At 73.7% G+C, this 18967-nt stretch carries 15 protein-coding genes, 1 tRNA gene and 1 riboswitch; of the genes, 11 read left to right on the top strand and 5 right to left on the bottom strand.

Features of this window, described 5'->3' with window-relative positions:
* Window positions 1–180: 180 nt before the first annotated feature.
* Complete coding sequence (gene sigJ, locus ACFUJR_RS35280; RefSeq protein WP_383173111.1) at window positions 181–1071, bottom strand: RNA polymerase sigma factor SigJ; 891 nt, start codon at window positions 1069–1071, stop codon at window positions 181–183.
* 199 nt (window positions 1072–1270) lie between these two features.
* Between sigJ and ACFUJR_RS35275 the strand changes: the two genes are divergently transcribed.
* The 8 genes from ACFUJR_RS35275 to ACFUJR_RS35240 all read left to right on the top strand — a co-directional run bounded on the left by ACFUJR_RS35275 (window position 1271) and on the right by ACFUJR_RS35240 (window position 8461).
* Window positions 1271–1750: a rhodanese-like domain-containing protein gene (locus ACFUJR_RS35275; RefSeq protein ID WP_383173113.1), complete on the top strand. Its 480-nt coding sequence runs from the start codon at window positions 1271–1273 to the stop codon at window positions 1748–1750.
* Between the two features lie 75 nt (window positions 1751–1825).
* Window positions 1826–1899, top strand: a tRNA-Met gene (locus ACFUJR_RS35270).
* 114 nt (window positions 1900–2013) lie between these two features.
* Complete coding sequence (locus ACFUJR_RS35265) at window positions 2014–2754, top strand: MerR family transcriptional regulator (RefSeq protein WP_383173115.1); 741 nt, start codon at window positions 2014–2016, stop codon at window positions 2752–2754.
* An 87-nt stretch (window positions 2755–2841) separates the two neighbouring features.
* Entirely contained in the window at window positions 2842–3234 is a 393-nt protein-coding gene (locus ACFUJR_RS35260) for a hypothetical protein (RefSeq protein ID WP_383173117.1), read from the top strand.
* 96 nt (window positions 3235–3330) lie between these two features.
* On the top strand, window positions 3331–4371 hold the full coding sequence (locus ACFUJR_RS35255; protein WP_383173136.1) for a PLP-dependent cysteine synthase family protein: 1041 nt from the start codon (window positions 3331–3333) through the stop codon (window positions 4369–4371).
* Window positions 4368–5612, top strand: a complete 1245-nt coding sequence (locus tag ACFUJR_RS35250; RefSeq protein ID WP_383173119.1) for an MFS transporter — start codon at window positions 4368–4370, stop codon at window positions 5610–5612. Before ACFUJR_RS35255 ends, ACFUJR_RS35250 begins: the two co-directional genes overlap by 4 nt.
* Window positions 5613–5858: 246 nt before the next feature.
* Window positions 5859–7004: a PP2C family protein-serine/threonine phosphatase gene (locus tag ACFUJR_RS35245; protein ID WP_383173121.1), complete on the top strand. Its 1146-nt coding sequence runs from the start codon at window positions 5859–5861 to the stop codon at window positions 7002–7004.
* 212 nt (window positions 7005–7216) lie between these two features.
* Window positions 7217–7364, top strand: a riboswitch (cyclic di-AMP (ydaO/yuaA leader).
* 11 nt (window positions 7365–7375) lie between these two features.
* A complete protein-coding gene (locus ACFUJR_RS35240) occupies window positions 7376–8461 on the top strand; it encodes a M23 family metallopeptidase (protein ID WP_383173123.1) in 1086 nt (361 codons plus the stop codon).
* 99 nt (window positions 8462–8560) lie between these two features.
* Here ACFUJR_RS35240 and ACFUJR_RS35235 read toward each other — a convergent pair whose 3' ends face one another.
* The 4 genes from ACFUJR_RS35235 to ACFUJR_RS35220 form a co-directional block, all read right to left on the bottom strand.
* A complete protein-coding gene (locus ACFUJR_RS35235; protein ID WP_383173124.1) occupies window positions 8561–9877 on the bottom strand; it encodes a PrsW family intramembrane metalloprotease in 1317 nt (438 codons plus the stop codon).
* 98 nt (window positions 9878–9975) lie between these two features.
* Window positions 9976–10695: a tRNA (guanosine(46)-N7)-methyltransferase TrmB gene (gene trmB / locus ACFUJR_RS35230; protein ID WP_383173138.1), complete on the bottom strand. Its 720-nt coding sequence runs from the start codon at window positions 10693–10695 to the stop codon at window positions 9976–9978.
* Window positions 10696–10981: 286 nt separating this feature from the next.
* A complete protein-coding gene (gene lhgO, locus ACFUJR_RS35225) occupies window positions 10982–12178 on the bottom strand; it encodes an L-2-hydroxyglutarate oxidase (protein ID WP_383173126.1) in 1197 nt (398 codons plus the stop codon).
* Between the two features lie 69 nt (window positions 12179–12247).
* Entirely contained in the window at window positions 12248–13693 is a 1446-nt protein-coding gene (locus ACFUJR_RS35220; RefSeq protein ID WP_383173128.1) for an MFS transporter, read from the bottom strand.
* A 588-nt stretch (window positions 13694–14281) separates the two neighbouring features.
* On the opposite strand from ACFUJR_RS35220, the gene ACFUJR_RS35215 reads away from it, so the two are divergent.
* The 3 genes from ACFUJR_RS35215 to ACFUJR_RS35205 all read left to right on the top strand — a co-directional run.
* Window positions 14282–16408 carry an asparagine synthase-related protein gene (locus ACFUJR_RS35215; protein WP_383173129.1) on the top strand — a complete coding sequence of 709 codons (2127 nt, stop codon included), beginning with the start codon at window positions 14282–14284 and terminating at the stop codon, window positions 16406–16408.
* A 128-nt stretch (window positions 16409–16536) separates the two neighbouring features.
* The gene (locus tag ACFUJR_RS35210; RefSeq protein WP_383173140.1) at window positions 16537–17127 is read left to right on the top strand and encodes a Uma2 family endonuclease; all 591 of its coding nucleotides are present in this window, start codon (window positions 16537–16539) and stop codon (window positions 17125–17127) included.
* Between the two features lie 65 nt (window positions 17128–17192).
* Window positions 17193–18967 (top strand): BTAD domain-containing putative transcriptional regulator (locus ACFUJR_RS35205; protein WP_383451112.1); only part of this gene is annotated, 1775 nt, incomplete at its 3' end.

Below are 18967 nucleotides of genomic sequence, written 5' to 3'. Positions count from 1 at the left end.
CGGTCCGACAACCGCTCACCCGCAGGCACCCTGACCTGCCCCACCCTCGCCACACCACAACCAACGAGCGCAGGACATTTAAGTCACCGGCATTGAGCCTAGGCCCCGTCGTCGAAGTGGCGCCGGTAGGCGAGACTCTGACGACAGGGCCCAGGGGCGTCGCCCCGCGTCCGCGTGGTCTCAGTCCTCCAGGGTCGGCACGCCGAGGGCTGCCATGCGGTCCGGGTCCGCGATGATCTGGATCTGCACGATGCGCTCGTCCACGACCGTGAAGGCCATGAGCCCGAACAGCCGGCCTTCCGCGTACGAGACGATGCCCGGGGCGCCGTTGACCAGCACCTTGCGGTAGTCGCGGCGGAAGCGGGCGTACGTGAGCGCCTGGCTGACGACCGCCTCGGCGCCACGGACGAGGCCGGAGGCCGCCGCGAGGGCCTTGCCGCCGTCCACCCGCAGGACCACGTCCGGGTCGAGGACCGCGAGCAGCCCTTCGAAGTCGCCGCCGTGCGAGGCCGCCATGAAGGCGTCGACGACCTGGCGCTGCCGGGCGATGTCGGGCGCGGGGGCAGGGGCGGCGCCCTGGACGCGGCGGCGGGCGCGGCTCGCGAGCTGGCGGGTCGCGGCCGGGGTGCGGTCCACGATCGGGGCGATCTCGTCGAAGGAGACGGCGAACATGTCGTGCAGGACGAAGGCGAGCCGCTCGGCCGGGCCCAGCGTCTCCAGGACCACGAGCAGCGCCAGCCCCACCGAGTCGGTGAGCAGCGCCTCCTCCTCGGGGTCGCGGGTGGTGCCCTCGGCGCCCCGGACCAGCGGATCGGGGACGAAGTACTCCAGCGGGTCCTCCCGGCGGGAGGCGCGCGAGCGCAGTATGTCGAGGCAGACCCGTCCGACGACCGTCGTCAGCCAGCCGCTCAGGTTCCGCACGTCGTCGATGTCGGAGCGGCTGAGCTTGAGCCATGTCTCCTGGACGGCGTCCTCGGCCTCGCTCAGTGACCCCAGCATCCGGTACGCGACCGCCTTCAGGTGCGTGCGGTCGGCGCGGAAGCGCTCGGCCAGGAGGTCCTGCTCGTCCATCGGTGTCTCCCTCGTTGACGACCGTCGTCGAGATGACGGACGGTATCGGCGAAACGTGACGGGTCCGCCCCCTCGAACCGTCCGCTGCGTGAGATCCCCTGGTGTCCGCCGCCGAACGCCCGGAAATCCCCGGCCGATGGGGCCCAGCGCCGGGGATCGCCACTTCAGTGGCGTGATCTTCGACCGTAGATTTTCACGCATGACGACAACCGCGCAGGTCAACGCCGTACTTCGTACCCCGCCCGCCTCTCCCCGGGACGCGGCCGCGTACTTCTCCGCCTCCCTCGCCTTCCACGCCGACGTCTCGGACGTCGCGAGCGCCCTCGCCGCCGACGGCGACCCGGGCTTCGTGGTCGTCGACTCCCGCTCCACCGCCTCCTGGGACCAGGGCCACGTCCCCGGCGCAGTCCACCTGCCGACCGCGCTCGTCCCCGAGCAGGCCGAGCAGCTGCTCGACCGGTCCGTCCCGGTGGTCACGTACTGCTGGGGTCCCGGCTGCAACGGCGCCACGCGCGCCGCGCTCGCCCTGGCGCAGCTGGGCTACCAGGTGAAGGAGATGCTCGGCGGTTTCGAGTACTGGGTCCGCGAGGGCTTCCCGTACGAGACGTGGGAGGGCCCCGGGAAGAAGGACGCGGACCCGCTGACCGCCCCGGTCGACGCCGAGGAATGCGGCTGCTGAGACCGCCGCCGGGAAGGCTGCCGGGAAAAGCGATTAGGGGATCGGCGCACCATGCCGTAAGGTCATATTCACCGACGCGGGGTGGAGCAGCTCGGTAGCTCGCTGGGCTCATAACCCAGAGGTCGCAGGTTCAAATCCTGTCCCCGCTACTCAGTAGCAACGAAGGCCCGGGTCCAGTCACTGGATCCGGGCCTTCGTCGTCTCCGGGCGACGCGCGAGCCGCCCTTGACCTTTACGTAACGTCAAGATCTAGCGTCTCCCCCATGGAGTGGTCGATCCAGGAGATCGCCAAGAAGGCCGGCACCACCAGCCGCACTCTCCGGCACTACGGAGAGCGCGGACTGCTGGAGCCGAGCCGGATCGGCGCCAACGGTTACCGGTACTACGACCAGGCGGCGCTCGTGCGGCTGCAGCGCATCCTGCTGCTGCGCGAGCTCGGGCTCTCCCTGCCCGCGATCGCCGAGGTCCTGGAGGGACAGCGGGATGCGCCCGCCGCCCTCCGCACCCATCTGCTGCTTCTCGAACAGGAGCGGGATCGGATCGGGCGGCAGATCGAGGCGGTGCGGACCACTCTCCACAAGACGGAGAACGGAGAAGAACTCATGGCGGAAGAAGTGTTCGACGGATTCGATCACACGCGGTACGAGGAGGAGGTCACCGAGCGCTGGGGCCGCGACGCGTACGAGAAGGGCGACCGCTGGTGGCGCTCGCTCGGCGCCGCGGAGAAGCGGGCGTTCAGGGACGAGCAGGCCGGCATCGCCCGTGACTTCGGGAAGGCGGCCCGGGACGGCCTCGCCGCCGACAGCGACGAGGTCCAGGCGATCGCGCGGCGCCACGTCGCATGGCTGTCGATCACCACGACGCCGACGAAGGAGTACGTGATCGGCCTCGGCCAGATGTACGTCGACGATCCGCGCTTCGGCGGGAACTACGACAAGCACGGCGAGGGCACCGTCCTCCTCGTCCGTGACGCGATGACGGTCTACGCGGAGCGCAACCTCTAAGGGCGGACCGCCCGAAGTAAACGGTGTCCGAAAGCGGGCACGCCTCTTTGCGGCCGCGCGCTGCCGCATCGTAACGTCACGCGCACCATGCGTGACGAGACAGTGATCGACGTACGACGGCGGGCGCCCGCCGTCCTCGTCCTGTTCGCTCTTCTCGCCCTGCTCATGAGCGTCTGCCACGGCTCGCACGGCCATCACCTGCCGACCAGCTCCGTCGCGACGGCGACCGCGGCCGCCCCCGCCCCCGCCGACGCACTGCCGCACGGCTGCGGACGGTCCGGGGAGAGGGGGTCCTTCGACGTCCATCTGCCCGCCCAGACGGTGCCGCAGCCCGCGGCGCCCGACGCGGGCGGAGCCGTACTCCTCGCAGCCGACGAGGCCTTCCCCGCCGATCCGCACGGGCACCGCGCCCGCGACCGGGCGGGTCCCGGCCCCGGGCCGGGCCGGCTGCTGATCGTCCTCGGAGTGAACCGGAACTGAGCCGGTCGTTCGACACGACCTGGCCCCCTTCCGGCGTACCACTTCGAGGACGTACTTCTGATGACCGATCTGCTGTCCGGCACACCGCTGCCCGGCATGCCCCGGCCCGGCACACCGCTGCCTGGCGCCTCCCTCTCCGTCGCCGCGCAGACCGTCGGCAACACGCCCGTGCTGTGGATGGACGACGGCTACTGGGCCAAGCTCGAAGGCTTCAACTTCGGCGGCATCAAGGACCGCGCCGCCCTCCACATGGTCGGACAGGCCCGCCGCCGCGGAGAGCTGCGGCCCGGCGCGCCCGTCGTCGAGTCGTCCTCCGGCACGCTCGGCCTCGGGCTCGCGCTGGCCGGCGTGCTCCACGGCCATCCCGTCCACGTCGTCACCGATCCCGGTCTCGAACCGATCGTCGAGCGGATGCTCGTCGCCCACGGCGCCACGGTCCACGTCGTGCCGGAGCCGAGTCCGCGCGGCGGCTGGCAGCAGGCGCGGATGGACCGGGTGACGGACCTGCTGGCCGGCCTCGACGGGGCGTGGTGGCCCGACCAGTACGGCAACCCCGACAACCCCGAGGCGTACGGCGGACTCGCGGCCGAGCTCTCCGCGCAGCTCGACCGGATCGACGTCCTGGTCTGCGCGGTGGGTACCGGCGGGCACTCCGCCGGGATCTCCCGCGCGCTGAGGGCCACGTCCAGCCCCGCCCTGGAGCTGGTCGGCGTCGACAGCGTCCACTCCACCGTCTTCGGCCTCCCGGCGGGCGAGCGGCTGATGCGCGGGCTCGGCTCCTCCATCCACCCCGGCAACGTCGACCACGCCGCCTTCGACGAGATCCACTGGGTCGGCCCGGCGGACGCGGTCCGGGCCGCCCGGCGCCTGGCCTCGCGCCAGTTCGCCACGGGCGGCTGGAGCGTGGGCGCGGTCGCGCTCGTCGCCGGGTGGCTGGCCCGCACCCGGCCGCGGGGCACACGGATCGCGGCCGTCTTCCCGGACGGGCCGCAGCGGTACTTCGACACGGTCTTCAGCGACGAGTACTGCGCGGCGCACGGACTGCTCGACGCCCCGGCGCGCGAGGAGCCGGCGGTGTACGAGGGCGCTGCCCGGGTCGACGGCTGGACCCGCCGGGTCCTGGAGCGGGCCCGATGAGCGCCCAGGTCTCGGCTCCCGCCAAGGGCGGGATCTGGCGGCGGAGCCGCACCTTCGAGCCGGCGGTACGGCTGCTCTTCCTCAACCAGCTGACCATCAACCTCGGCTTCTACATGCTGATGCCGTACCTCGCCGCCCATCTCTCGGACGGGCTGGGGATGGCGGCCTGGGCCGTGGGACTCGTCCTCGGCGTACGGAACCTCTCCCAGCAGGGCATGTTCCTGGTCGGCGGGGCCCTCGCCGACCGGCTCGGCTTCAAGCCGCTGATCGTCGCGGGCTGTGCGCTGCGGACGGCGGGGTTCGGGGCGCTCGCGTTCGCCCAGTCCCTTCCGGTGCTGATCGCCGCCTCGGTGGCGACGGGCCTGGCGGGGGCGCTGTTCAACCCGGCCGTGCGTGCCTACCTCGCGGCGGAGGCGGGGGAGCGGCGCGTGGAGGCCTTCGCGCTCTTCAACACGTACTACCAGGCGGGCATCCTGCTCGGGCCGCTGGTGGGCGTGGCGCTGACAGGGCTGTCGTTCCGGCTGACGTGCGTGGTGGCGGCGGTGCTGTTCGCCGTACTGACGCTGGTGCAGCTGCGGCACCTGCCGGTACGGGGGAGGGAAGCGGCGCAGGCGGGGGCCGGCGAGGGGGCGGTGGCGGCCGGGGAACGGGGCCAGTTCCGTACGGTGCTGACCAACCGGACCTTCTGGCTCTTCTCGCTCGCGATGACCGGCTCGTACGTCCTGTCCTTCCAGGTCTATCTGGCGCTGCCGCTCGCGGCGGACGGCACGGCGGCGACGACCGCGCTCTTCGTCGTCTCCGCGCTCGTGGCGCTCGCCGGCCAGCTGCGGATCACGGCCTGGTGCGGGCGGCGGCTGAGCCGCGAGCGGTGTCTGGTCCTCGGCCTGGTGCTGATGGGCGCCGCGTTCCTGCTGCCGCCCGCGGTACCCGGGATCGGGGGCCTGCTGCTGTGCGCGGCGGTCCTCGCGGTGGCGAACGCGGTGCTGTACCCGTACGAGATGGACACGGTCGTCGCGCTCTCGGGGGGACGGTGGGTGGCCACGCACTACGGGCTCTACAACACCGTCTGCGGGATCGGGATCACGCTCGGGAACCTGGGGACGGGCGCGCTGCTCGACCTGACCGGGTGGTCGGCGACGCCGTGGCTGGTGCTGTGCGCGGTCGGGCTGGCGTGCGCGGGCGCGGTGGGGGCGCTCGGGCGGGGCGGGCGGCTGAGCGCGGGCGCGCGGGTGGGGAGTTGAGGTAACCCACTTGGCCGAGCGGAGGTCGCCGCACGGCGCGGCGCCCGGCACCCTGGGGAGGGCGCGGTACCGTCCGTCGCCGTGCACGGACCGGGCAGGAGACCACAGGTGGGGCAGGGGCAGGGGAACGGGACCAACGGAAAAGGGACAGGGACAGGGACCGGGAACGGACACGGGCTCGGGACCGGGAACGGAACCGCGAAGGGGTCAGGGAACGGGAATGGGCCCGGGAACGGGAACGGGCCAGTGAATGGGCCCGGGAACGGGAACGGGCGTCGGCGGGCCGAGCGGACTCGCCGGTTCCTCCGCGCCCTGCCCCCGCTGCTGATCCTCGGCGGTGTCGTCTTCGACCTCTCCACCCCGCCCGCCTACACGGCCGCCCCGATCTTCTCGGCCGCGCCGCTCCTCGCCGCCCCGTTCTTCTCCATGCTCACGACGCTGCTCACGGGCATCGCCGCGGTCCTCGCCGGAGTCGGGCTGCACCTCTACAACGGCACCGTCGGCGAAGTCCCCTCCCTCACGGAGACGCTGACCGTCGTCACCGTCTCCGCCCTCGCCCTGCTGGTGAACCGGGTCGTGCTGCGCAGCGGCGAGCGGCTCGCCTCGGCGCGGGTGATCGCGGAGACCGCGCAGAAGGCCGTCCTGCCGACGCCCGCCGACCGGATCGGCGGGCTCCAGGTCGCGGCCCGGTACGAGGCGGCGCAGGCGGACGCGTTCATCGGCGGCGACCTGTTCGCCGTCCAGGACACGCCGTTCGGGGTACGGCTCGTGGTCGGCGACGTCCGGGGCAAGGGCCTCGACGCCGTCGAGGCGGTCGCCGTCGTGATCGGGGCGTTCCGGGAGGCGGCCGAGCAGGAGGCCACCCTGGAGGGAGTCGCCCAGCGACTGGAGCGGGCGCTGGCGCGGGAGGGCAGGCGCCGGTCCAGCCTCGACGCCTTCGAGGGGTTCACCACCGCCGTCCTGGCCGAGATCCCGCGCGGGAACGGGCGCGTACGGATGGTGAACCGCGGCCATCCCGAGCCGCTGCTGCTGTACGCGGACGGCGGCCTGACCTACCTCGAACCGACCGAGCCCGCGCTGCCGCTGGGCATGGGCGAGCTGGGCGCCTGGCCGGACCGGGCCGACGAGGCCCCCTACCCGCCGGGTGCCACGCTGCTTCTCTACACCGACGGGCTCTCCGAGGCGCGCGATGCCTCGGGGGCCTTCTACGATCCGGCCGAGCGGCTCGCCGGACGGATCTTCCCGGGGCCGGACGAACTGCTCGACGCGCTGGTCGACGACGTCCGCCGGTACACGGGCGGAGGCTCCACGGACGACATGGCGCTGCTCGCGGTGAGCCGGCCCGCGGCGGGGCAGCCGGAGCGGCGCAGGACGATGCCCGTGGTTCCGTGACCATCCGTAGTGACGAGGTACCGCTGAGATAACAATTGACGAACCGTCAGTTCCGGGGTCCCGTCAATGGTCCGTACTGAAGCGGGATCAAATCGGGCTGTAGCAGCTCAATCTCGCTAATGATCAACGGCAACAGCTTGGAATCCGGCCCTCGTGTCTATTAACGTTCGATAACGCAGCGCGGTCGTCCCAGTCGTCGCCAGAGACGGCGCCGTGCGCACGCGCCGAATCCTGAAAGGGAACCGGGGAACCACCACTTGGGGTGAATCGGACACCGTCGCATCCGTGCGACACCGCCCGTAGGAGACCTTCCTGCTCCGAACCCGTCAGCTAACCCGGTAGGCGAGAAGGAAGGAAAGGAGTACGCCTCCGTGGCGTCCAACACCCCTGCTCCCGAGGGTCTCTCTGACGGGTTCGACGCGTTCGGCGCCCCGGGCGCCGCCGGGACGGACGACGACGCGACCACGTGGGGGGAGTGGAACCCCACCGAGGACTCCCTCCGCCAGCAGGCCCGTTCGGGCGGCCGTCACCGTGTCGTGAAGCAGCGCTCCGGCTTCGCCCGCTCCTCCACCGTCCTCGGCGTCGGTGTCATCGCGGCCGTCGGCGCGGGCGGCATGGCGACCGCCAAGGACAAGCCCCCGGTCTCGATATCCCTTCCCGACCTCAACCTGCCGGACGCCTCCGAGCTGCCCGGTGTCGGCGAGCTCATCTCGGGTGAGGACCAGGCGGACTCCGGGACGAACAACCCGCAGCCGCTCACGGCCACTCTCGCCCTTCCGGCGGACAGCGCCGAGAAGACCGCGGGCTCCCCCGCCGCCTCGGCGGCGGACGCCGGTGAGGCGCTGCGCGCCCGCATCATGCAGCAGGCCGAGCAGCAGCAGGCCTCCGCAGACGCCGACAAGAAGGCCGCGGCGGAGAAGGCGGCGGCGGATCAGGCCGCGGCCGAGGCGGCGGCGAAGGCGGAAGCGGCGGAGAAGGCCGCGGCCGAGGAGAGGCGGAAGGCCGAGGAGGCCGCCGCGGCGAAGGCCGAGGCGGAGCGCCTGGCGAAGCTCGCCGCGAGCTACGCGCTGCCCACGTCCTCGTACACCCTCACCTCGACGTACGGCCAGTCCGGCTCCATGTGGTCCTCCGGCTACCACACCGGCCTCGACTTCGCGGCGCCCACCGGCACCCCGGTCAAGGCGGTGCACGGCGGCACGATCACGTCGGCGGGCTGGTCCGGCTCGTACGGCTACCGCATCGTCCTGGAGCTGGAGGACGGTACGGAGGTCTGGTACGCGCACCTGTCCTCGATGACGGCGAGCGTCGGCCAGACCGTGGGCACCGGCGAAACCATCGGCCGCGTCGGCGCGACCGGCAACGTGACCGGCCCGCACCTGCACCTGGAGGTCCACACCCCGGGCGGCGCGGGTGTCGACCCGGCGGCCTGGCTGGCGGGCAAGGGCATCTCGGTCTGACCCCGGGCCTCCCCACGGCTTCGGCGGTCCTGGCGACTCCCCCCGACGTCAGGGCTGCCGGAACGCCCCGGGCCCGGCCCGATCTGCGCCGGCTCCGCCTTAGCTCCGGTACGGGTTGTAGCCGCTGTAGTCGAGGTACTGCGGCGGCGCCCACACCCGGCCCGTCGCCCGCGCCGCGTAGGTCAGGGCGGGAGAGGCGACCGCCTTGCGCTGCCAGAGGTGGTGGAGCAGCTCCTGCTCGCGCGCGCTGAACTCCGGCCCGGCCGCGCCGCGCTGGGCGCGATGACGCAGGAACGCGAGGGTCGTCGCGAACGCCTCGTACTCCCCGACCGCCGCCGCGGCCGGCTTGCCGTACGTCCGGCGGGCGAAGTCACGGGCCACGGAGCGGGCCCGCATCGAGGAGAGCGCGAGCGGTTCGGCGGGCGAGAGCCACCCGGCCGCCGCGTAGGCAGGGAGCTGCCCGGATATCGTGCGCAGCTCGCGCTGCCTGCTCCATATCGCGAGCCAGGTGAGCAGGCCGAGCGTGGGCACCATGAACATGCCGTAGACCAGGATGAAGCCCAGCGGCCCGAGGAGCGTCGCCGAGCCGTTCCACAGGGCGTGCATGCCCATGGCGAGGACCAGCCCCGCGAGCGGCAGCAGGATCCGGCGCAGCCGCAGGAACCTGCTCCGGGAGGTGGCGAGGGCGGCGAAGGCGAAGCCGAGGCCGGTGAAGACGGTGAAGAGCGGATGCGCGAACGGCGACATCACGACCCGTACGAAGAACGTGCCCGCGGTCGTGGCGCCGAGGCCGCCGGAGCCGATGTCCTGGTCCTCGCCGAAGGCGTTGCCGAGATAGAGGATGTTCTCGGTGAAGGCGAAGCCGGTGGCGGTGAAGCCGGCGACCACCACGCCGTCGACGAGGCCGGTGAAGTGCCGTCTGCGGAAGAGGAAGATCAGCAGGATCGCCGCCGCCTTGGCGCTCTCCTCGACGACCGGCGCGACGACCGTGGCGCCGAGGGACTCGGCGGAGGCGGGGTCGGCCGTGGCGGTCGCGATCCAGCGGACCGCGAAGGAGTTGGCGAGGATCGCGACGAGCGTCGCGGCGAAGGCACCCCAGACGAAGGCGAAGATCAGGTTGCGCCAGGGGCCCGGCTCCACCCGGTCCAGCCAGCGGAACGCGGCCAGCAGCAGCGGAACGGGCAGGACGGCCAGCGCGAGCCCGACGAGGAAGCCCTCCGTCCCGGTCTGCTCCCGCACGATGGCCAGGATCACCAGGGCGCAGAGCGCGAGCACGGTGATCACGGCGACCGCCCGGACCACCCTGCTGCGCCAGAAGGCGCGACGAGGCCTGTAGCGCCACTGGGCGCGGTCCGGGACGGCCGGGAAGTCCGGCTCTTCGGTGTCCCGTGTGGGGACGGGGACGCGGTTCGACACGTCAGCGACCCTAACCAGCGGGACCGACACTCGCGACGGGGTTCTCCGTCTTCGGCCGCTTCCTGTGGAAAAGTGCCGCTCCGTCTTGTGGAGCGCCGTTACGTCCTGTGGAAAAGCAGGTCGTGCACGACATGGCCCTTGTCCAGGCCCTGCCCCTCGAAGCGGGTGAGCGGGCGGAAGGCCGGACGGGGCGCGTAGCCGCCGTCCGGCTGGGTGTTCTCGAAGTCGGGGTGGGCGGAGAGCACCTCGAGCATCTGCTCGGCGTACTCCTCCCAGTCCGTCGCGCAGTGCAGGACCGCGCCGGGCCTCATCCGCGTCGCGAGCAGCGTGAGGAACTCGGGCTGGATCAGCCGCCGCTTGTGGTGGCGCTTCTTGGGCCACGGGTCCGGGAAGTAGACACGGCAGCCGTCGAGGGCGTCGGCGGCGAGCATCTCGCGGAGCAGGATGATCGCGTCGCCGTTGGCGACCCGGACGTTCTCCATGCCGCCCCGGTCGGCGAGACCGAGGAGGTTGCCCTGGCCGGGGGTGTGGACGTCCACGGCGAGGATGCCGGTTCCGGGGTCGGCGGCCGCCATCTTCGCCGTCGCCTCGCCCATGCCGAAGCCGATCTCCAGGACGACGGGGAGGCCGCCGAACATGTCGTTCAGGTCCAGGATCCGCTTGCCGTCGATGTCGAGACCCCAGTCGGGCCAGCGCTTGAGCATCGCCTCGGCCTGACCGGCGGTGACGCGGCTGCGGCGGGGCTGGAAGCTGCGGATCCGCCGTTCGTGGTGGGACCCGGCGGGATCGGGCAGGGGCCCTTCCCCGGCGGCGAACATCCGGCTGCCCCGCCGGGCGACGACGGGCTCGGTACGGGTGGCGGGGGTTTCACGGGTCTCAGACACAATGCGCCCAATTCTACGTGGCCCCCGTGCGGCCCCCCCCGTTCCTCCGGGACGAGGCGTCCCGGCGCTCGGCAGGCGGCCCCCGGGTGACCGCCCGGCCCGCCCGTGCGGGCGACGCGTCCGGCCCACGCGTCTGGCCCGGGGGTGCGGGCCCCGTGACCGTCCGGCCCGCACGTCCGGCCCACGCATCCGGCCCGCCCGTCCGGCCCGCCCGTGCGGGCTACAGCAGGGCCAGGGCCCGGCGGGCCACCTCGCGGCCGATCGGCAGGGACGCCGTCGCCGCGGGCGACGGCGCGTTCAGGACGTGGACCGTCCGCGGCGCCTCGCGGATCAGGAAGTCGTCCACCAGCGTCCCGTCCCGCAGCACCGCCTGCGCCCGCACCCCCGCCGGAGCCCGGTGCAGATCCGTTTCCTCCACCGAAGGGAGCAGCCGGCGCACCGCCTCCGTGAAGGCCCGCTTCGACAGCGACCTGCGCAGCTCACCCGCTCCGTACCGCCAGTGGTCCCGCGCGATCTGCCACGACCCCGGCCACGCCAGCGTCCCCGCCAGGTCACCGGGCCGTACGACCGACCAGTCGTATCCCTCCCGGGCGAGCGCCGGCACCGCGTTGGGCCCCACGTGCACACCGCCGTCGACACCGCGGGTCAGATGCACCCCGAGGAAGGGGAAGGCAGGATCGGGGACCGGATAGACCAGGCCGCGGATCAGCGAGGGGTCCGCCAGCTCGTAGTACTCGCCCCGGAAGGGCACGATCCGCATGCCCGGCTCGTCGCCGGCGAGCAGCGCCACCCGGTCGCAGTGCAGCCCCGCGCAGTTCACCAGGACCCGGCCGCGCACGACCGTCCCGGCCGCCGTGCGGACGGCGACGCCCCAGGGCCGCCGGTCGACGGCGGTGACCTCGGAGCCGTACAGGATCCGGGCGCCGGAGGCGTCGGCGAGCTGGGCCGCCACCGCCCCGTAGTCGCAGATGCCGGTCGTGCCGACATGGATCGCGGCGAGCCCCCGCACGCTCGGCTCGTACGCCGCGATCTGCGCGGGACCCAGCTCCCGCACCGGGATGCCGTTCTCCCGGCCGCGCTGCACGAGCGCGTGGAGGCGGGGCAGCTCGTCCCGCCCGGTGGCGACGATCAGCTTTCCGGTGACCTCGTGGGGCAGACCGTACTCCGCGCAGAACTTGACCATCTCGGCCGCGCCCGCGACGGCGAACCGCGCCTTCAGGGACCCGGGCCGGTAGTAGATCCCGCTATGGATCACTCCGCTGTTCCGCCCGGTCTGGTGGCGGGCCGGGCCGTGCTCCTTCTCCAGGACCGTGACGCGGGTGCCCGGCGCGGCGCGGGTCAGGGCGTACGCCGTCGACAGACCGACGATCCCGCCGCCGATCACGAGCACGTCGCAGTCGACGTCGTGCGTGAACACCTGCACCACCTCCCACCCCGATAGTGCACTGGCCCACTGACAAAGCCGTTAAACCCCGTGGGACACGCCTCACGCCGGGGCCATCAGAAGGGGGCGGGCCCGCTCGCGCAGTTCCATGACCCTCGGCTCGTCCCCGTACGGTTCGAGGCGGTGCAGCAGATCCCGTACGTACTCGGTGGTGCGGGCGGACGAGATACGGCCCGCCACCTCCACCGCGCGCGTGCCGGCCGCGCAGGCCGCGTCCAGATTGCCCGACTCCAGCTCCGCGACGGCCGAGACCACGAGTCGCAGCCCGTGCGAGCGGACGAACTCCTCCGTCGGCCGGGACAGCGCCTGCTCGGTGAAGCGGCGGACCTCGCGCGGCGCCTTCAGGTCCCGGTAGCACTCGGCGGCGTCCGCGCAGAACCGGTCGTACGAGTGGAAGCCCAGCCACGACGGGTCGGCGTCACCCTCGCGCGAACGCTCCAGCCAGCCCTCGGCCGCCTTGAGCGCGGCCGCGGCGGCCGTTCCGTCGTTGGCCTTCGCGTGGGCCCGGGCCTCGACCAGCCGGAAGAAGGACATGGTGCGGGCGGTGGCGAGCCCGCGGTTGCGCTCCAGGGCGGCCTGGGCGAGGTCGACGCCCTCGTCGGCGAAGCCACGGTAGGTGGCCTGGAGCGACATGGAGGCGAGGACGTAGCCGCCCAGGGGCACGTCGGCGGCGGCGCGGGCGAGGCGCAGCGCCTGGATGTAGTAACGCTGGGCGGCTTCCTGCTGGCCGGTGTCGAAGGCCATCCAGCCGGCCAGCCGGGTCAGCTCGGCGGTCGCGCCGAACAGGGCCCGGCCGACCTCGTCCGAGTACGAGCCGAGCAGCAGCGGCGCCGCGTCGACGCGTAAGCACTCGGGGACCATCGAGGAACGCCAGTCCCCGCCGCCGTACTTGGAGTCCCAGCGGCGCGCGTCCTCGGCCGCCTCGCGGAGCTTGGCGACATCGCTGTGGCCCACGCGCGTGTGGGCGCCGGTCTCGGGCCCCTCGGCCGCCGGTCCCTCGACGGGCCCGACCATTCGCTCCACGGAGGAGTCGGCGGGCGTTATGAGCCAGCGGGAGGCCGGCGTCGCGTAGGCGCTCACCGCGAACGAGCCGGCCAGGGACTGCCAGATGCCGCCTCCGCCGGCCCGGCGGCCGGCGAGATCCAGTCGGTAGAGCTCGGTGGCCGAGCGGACCGCCTCGCCCACGTCACGCGGGAAGGCGAGACCCACCTCGGGCGCGGGGTCGGCGTCCGCGAGCCCGATCTCGTGCAGCGGCACGGGACGGCCGAGCTTCTGGCCGATCGCGGCGGCGATCAGATGAGGCGCCGCCCCCTGCGGCACCATGCCCTTCGACACCCACCGGGCCACCGACGTCTTGTCGTAGCGAAGCGTCAGACCGCGCTGCGCGCCGAGGTCGTTGACGCGCCGGGCGAGGCCGGCGTTGCTGATTCCCGCGAGGGCGAGAACCGTGCCGAGCTTTTCGTTCGGCCCGCGTTGCTCCCTGGACATGACGCCACCCCTCGACCCCAGACGGCCGCCACGACGCCGGGCATAGGCGTGCGGCATTCGTAAACACAGCGTAGTTCGCCGCATCCCGACCGTTAAGGGGCGGAGTTCCGTATGGCGGGATTGTTGTGGGAACAGACGGATGGCCGACAGATGGCGTAGTGGCGTCGGCCGGTCCGGTCCCGGACGGCGATCGCGGGGGCGCTCGCGGAGCGCCTCGGGGCGCGTGCCCCGGTCGTGTGGCCGTGCGCCCGGCCGTGCGCTCTCGCCCGGTCGGGTGGGGGAGCGCTTCCATGAGTCCTGCGTGGGTCGGCCCACTCGGCTGTGGACCGGTGGGCTGGGGGATACCGTCGCCCCATTCCCCGCGGGCGGCGGACGGTTCCGGGAGGCGAAGAGCGCCTCCCGGACTGCCGAAGATCAGCGGCGCGGTGTCCGCGCCGTCGAGAATGGCCGAATGACGACGGTCCGCGAATCGGTGCAACTGGCTCATGCCAGGGGCGCATTCGCGTTTGCGTGCGCGCCCCCGCAGCCCCCTCCGCGCGCGGTTGTCGTGGCAGCATGTTCCTCCACTGAACCGACGTGGAGGCGCCGATGCGATGGCTGGTGGGCTGGAGCAGTGTCGCCGCGAGCTTCGGACCGACGGGCACGGCCGGCGCCGTGGGCAGCCCGACCGCCGAGGGGCGCACGGTGCACCCGGTGGGCGCACAACTGCTGTGGGGTGACCCCGATCCGCTGTGGGCGGTCGGCGACTGGCGCCCCGACGAGGTCCGCGTGATCGGCATCGACGCGCACACCCGCCTTGCCGTCCTGGGGTGTTGCGCCGCGAGCGACGAGGAGCTGAGGGTCGGGCTGCTCACCGCGCGCGGGGGCGCGCTGCGCCATCTCACCGCCTGGGCCGGCAGCTACACGGCCGTGGTGCAGGTCGGCCGCCGGATCACCGTGACCGGCGATCTGGCGGGCGCGCGGCCGGTGTTCCACACCCCGTGGGCGGGCGGCACGGCGTACGCGACGGCCGCCCTGCCCCTCGCGGACCTCATCGAGGCCCAGCTCGACATCGGGCATCTGGCGGCGCTGCTCGCGTGCCCGGAGACCCCCGAGGCGCTGCGCGACTCCACACCGTACGAAGGGGTGAAGCGGGTGCCGCCCGGACACTCCCTGATCCTGCGCGAGGGTTCGCGCGAGATCACCGGGTACGAGGCGGTGGCCTCGCTCGCCGTCGCCGCGGCGGAGATCGAGCCGCGCCGGGCCGTGGAGGGCGTACGGGACGCGCTGATCGACGCCGTACGGGCCCGGCTCACCGCGCCCCGGCACGCACCGGAGTCGCCTCTTCCGGATCCGGGGCCCGTACCCGGCATGGGACCGGCCGAGCGGCGGGCGGCCCGGGGCGGCGGCCCGGCGCCCGGCATCGGGGCGGACCTGTCGGGCGGCAGCGCCTCCGGAACGCTCGCGCTGCTCGCGGCAGGTCTGCCGGGGGTGCCCGGGACGATCCTCGGGCACGGCACGGGCGCGGGGGAGCGGCTGCTCGCCGTCACGTTCAACGACCTCACCGCGCCGGGGGGACCGGACCGGGAGGACGAGCTGGAACGGGCCCGGGCCATCGCGTCCGACCCGCGGCTGCACCACGTGGTGGTGGCAGCGGGCGAGGAGGCGCTGCCGTACGCGGAGCTGGACGGGCCGCTGACCGACGAGCCCGGCCCCTCGCTGGTCGTCGCGGACCGGCACAGGCGGCGGCTCGCGGGCGGCAGCGCGGACCACTTCACGGGCCTGGGAGCCCGTCAGGTCCTGGACGCGCACCCGGCGCGGCTCGCCGATCTGCTGATGGACCGGCGGCGCAGATCGCTGCTCCGCCCGGTGACGGCGCTCGCCAAGGCCACCGGAACGTCGGCGGGTTCGTTGCTCGTCCCGCTGACGGTCTACCGAGCCGCGCGCCGGCTCGCGCGCACCCCGTACCGCGCCGGCGTCGAGGAGGCCGCGGCGCGGCTCCTGGAGGCGAACCGGCCGGGACCGGGGTCCTTCGTCGGTCCGGTGGAGGCGTCGCTGTCCGCGCTGACCTGGTCGCGTCCCGGCCCGGCGGCGCGGTGGCTGACAGGAGAGGCGCTGGCTGAAGTATCGGTTCGCCTGACCCGGGCGGCGACACTGCCGACGTCGGTGCAGCGTCCGGGAGAGGCACGCGCGCGTGCGGCGCTCGCCCGGGCGGCGGCCGACCACCGGGTCCTGGAACAGGCGGCCGAGATCCGCGGCCAGCGGCTGCACGCGCCGTTCCTCGACAACCAGGTCGTACGGGCCTCCCGCGACCTCCCCGAATCGCTCCGGGTCCAGCCGGGAGCCCGGGCCTCGGTCCTGCGTACGGTCCTCGCGGGCGCGGGCGTCCACGACCTCCCGCCCGGCTGGGGCACACCGAACCCGGCGGTCCCGGCCGCGGCCACCCGCGCGGGCCTGCGCGCCGCGCTCCCGCACCTGATGGCCCTCTTCGACGCCCCGCTCCTCGCCGACGCGGGCCTGATCGAGGCCCGGGTGGTCCGCAAGGCCCTCCACGCGGCCGCCGACGGCGACCCGGTCCCCCTGGACGGCCTCGCCGACCTGATCTCCACCGAACTCTGGCTCCACCGCCTCCTCGCCCGCCGCGGCACCTGCTGGACGGGCACGGCGGCCCCCCGCCGCCGCCAGGCCGTGGTGGGGCCACTGGTCCCGGAGAGCAGGCGATCACTGCCGGCGTGAGGGAGCGGGGGCGGGCGGGGACGAAACGTGACAGCACGCTCGTTCGAGTGAACGTCATCCAGACCTCGCCCGTGCCGGCGGCATACGCTGAGATCGTCGCACCCGAGCGAAGGAGGTCCGTCATGGCGATGGCGCTGCCGATTCCGGGGGACGAGTTCCCCGAGGGCGAGCCGGACCGTGAGGGTGCGAGTGTCCAGGAGACCTTCGAGCTGTTCAGTGCCGAAGCCCCCAAGGGCTGGCGCGTGGAGCTGATCGAAGGGGAGATCTACGTGGTACCTCCGGCCAACGGGCAGCACGAGGAGATCGTGTCGGAACTCAGCGGGCAGTTCCGGGATCACGACAAGCGCACCGGCCGCTACACCGGAATCGGCTTGTACCTGCCGGGTGCCTCCGATCCGATCCACGTCATCCCCGACTTGGTCATCGCCCCCAAGGGAAGCTTCGACGACCAGCAGGAGTGGCATTCTCCGGAGCCCGTCCTCCTCGTCGCCGAGGTCACCTCCTCTTCCACAGCGGTCCGTGACCGGGACCTGAAGATCCGTGGCTACGCCCGCGCCGGTATTGCGGTTTACCTGTTGATCGACCGCGAGGCGGGCGAGGCGGTCGTCTGCTCCGACCCCGAGGACGACGACTACACGCGCAAGTCCGCCCACAGGCTGGGACTCTCCGTGCCGCTGCCCCACCCCCTCGGCTTCGCGCTCGACACCTCCGAGTTCTGACTGCTCGCGCCGCGCCAGGAGAAACTCCGAGGCGCACCGCACCGCCCCCGGGGACAATGGCGCGCGTGCGGTATCTGATCCTCGGCTCCACCCTCGCGCTCGACGCCGACGGCACGCCCCTCCCCCTGGGGGGAGCCCGGCTGCGCGCGCTGCTCGCCGCGCTCGCGTCACGTGCCGGGCGGGCCGTCACCGTCCCCGAGCTGGTCGACGACGTGTACGGCGACGAACCCCCGCACGACGCCCCGGCCGCCCTCCAGGCCCTCGTCGGACGCCTGCGCCGTGTGCTGGGCAGGGAGGCCGTCGAGTCCCTGCCCGGCCCCGGATACCGCCTCGCCGCGAGACCGGACGACATCGACCTGTACGTATTCGAGCAGCACGTCCGGGACGCGGGCGTACGCCTCGACGCCGGCGACCCCGAGAGCGCCGCCGCATTCCTCCGTACCGCCCTCGCCCTCTTCCGCGGCCCGGCGCTCGTGGACCTGCCCGCCCACGCGCGCTTGCGCCCCGAGGCGCAGCGGCTCGCGGCCCTACGGCAGCGCGTGGAGGCCGACCTGAGACGCGGTGCCGTCGAGGGACTCGTACCGGAGCTGTCCGAACTCACCGGCGCGTACCCGTACGACGAGGGCTTCCGCGCCCAACTGGTGCGCGCCCTGCGGGCCGAGGGCCGACAGGCCGACGCGCTCGCCGCGTACGAGGACGCCCGCCGCACACTCGCCGAGGGCCTCGGCGCCGACCCGGGCGCCGAACTCACCGCGCTCCACCGGGAGCTGCTCCGGCCGGCCGCTCCCCCGCCCCCGCCGCCGCGCGAGACCGGGAACATCCGCCGCCGCCTGACCTCCTTCGTCGGCCGGGAACCCGAACTCGCCGCCCTCCGCGCCGACCTCGCCCGCTCCCGTCTCGTCACGCTCACCGGCCCGGGCGGTTCCGGCAAGACGCGCCTCGCCGAGGAGGTCGCCCTCGCTCTGCAGGCCGGGACGCCTTCACCTGCGCCCGGCGCACAGGCCGTGACGGCGCCCGGCGCACAGGCCGTGACGCCTTCACCGGCGCCCGGCGCACAGGCCGTGACGGCGCCCGGGGCACAGGCACCGAGCCCCCCGGGCCCCCCGCTCGGGACGACCGAACCGCCCCCAGCGACCCCGGGCCCTCCGCCGCGGACGGTCTCGGGCCCCCCGGCCCCGGCGGTCGAACCGGCTCCGATGGCCCCAGGACCCCCGACGCGGACCGCGCCGGGCCCTCCGACGCGGACGGTCTCGGGCCCCCCGGCCCTGGCGGCCGAACCGGGGCCCCTGGCCCCGGTGGTCGCCCCGGTCCCGGCGGCCCCGTCGGAGGTCCTCGAAACCCCCCTGCCCGCCTGGCTCGTCGAACTCGCGCCGCTCGACGATCCCACCGCCGTGCCCGGAGCCGTCCTCTCCGCCCTCCGGCTGCGCGAGACCCACCTGATCACCCGCGAGGGGCAGCCGCTCCACGACGACCCCACCGACCGTCTCGTCGAACACCTCGCGCCCCGCTCCCTCCTCCTCGTCCTCGACAACTGCGAGCACGTCGTCGACGCCGCCGCCGCCCTCGCCGAGACCCTCCTCACCCACTGCCCCCACCTGCGCGTCCTCGCCACCAGCCGCGAGCCTCTCGGCGTTCCCGGCGAAACGGTCCGCCCCGTCGAACCCCTGCCGCCGGAGCCGGCCCATCGCCTCTTCGCCGAACGCGCCCGCGCCGTACGCCCCGACCTCGATCTCGACGGCACCAGCACCGGCACCGGCGGCACCGGCACCGGCGGCACCCGCGGCCCCGGCCCCGGCCCCGGCCCCGGCACCGGCCCGGGCGACGGCACCAGCACCGGCAC

Origin of the sequence: Streptomyces sp. NPDC057271 (genome assembly GCF_042668715.1) — a bacterium.
Classification (GTDB): domain Bacteria; phylum Actinomycetota; class Actinomycetes; order Streptomycetales; family Streptomycetaceae; genus Streptomyces.
This window is presented reverse-complemented; position numbering and strand designations above follow the sequence as displayed.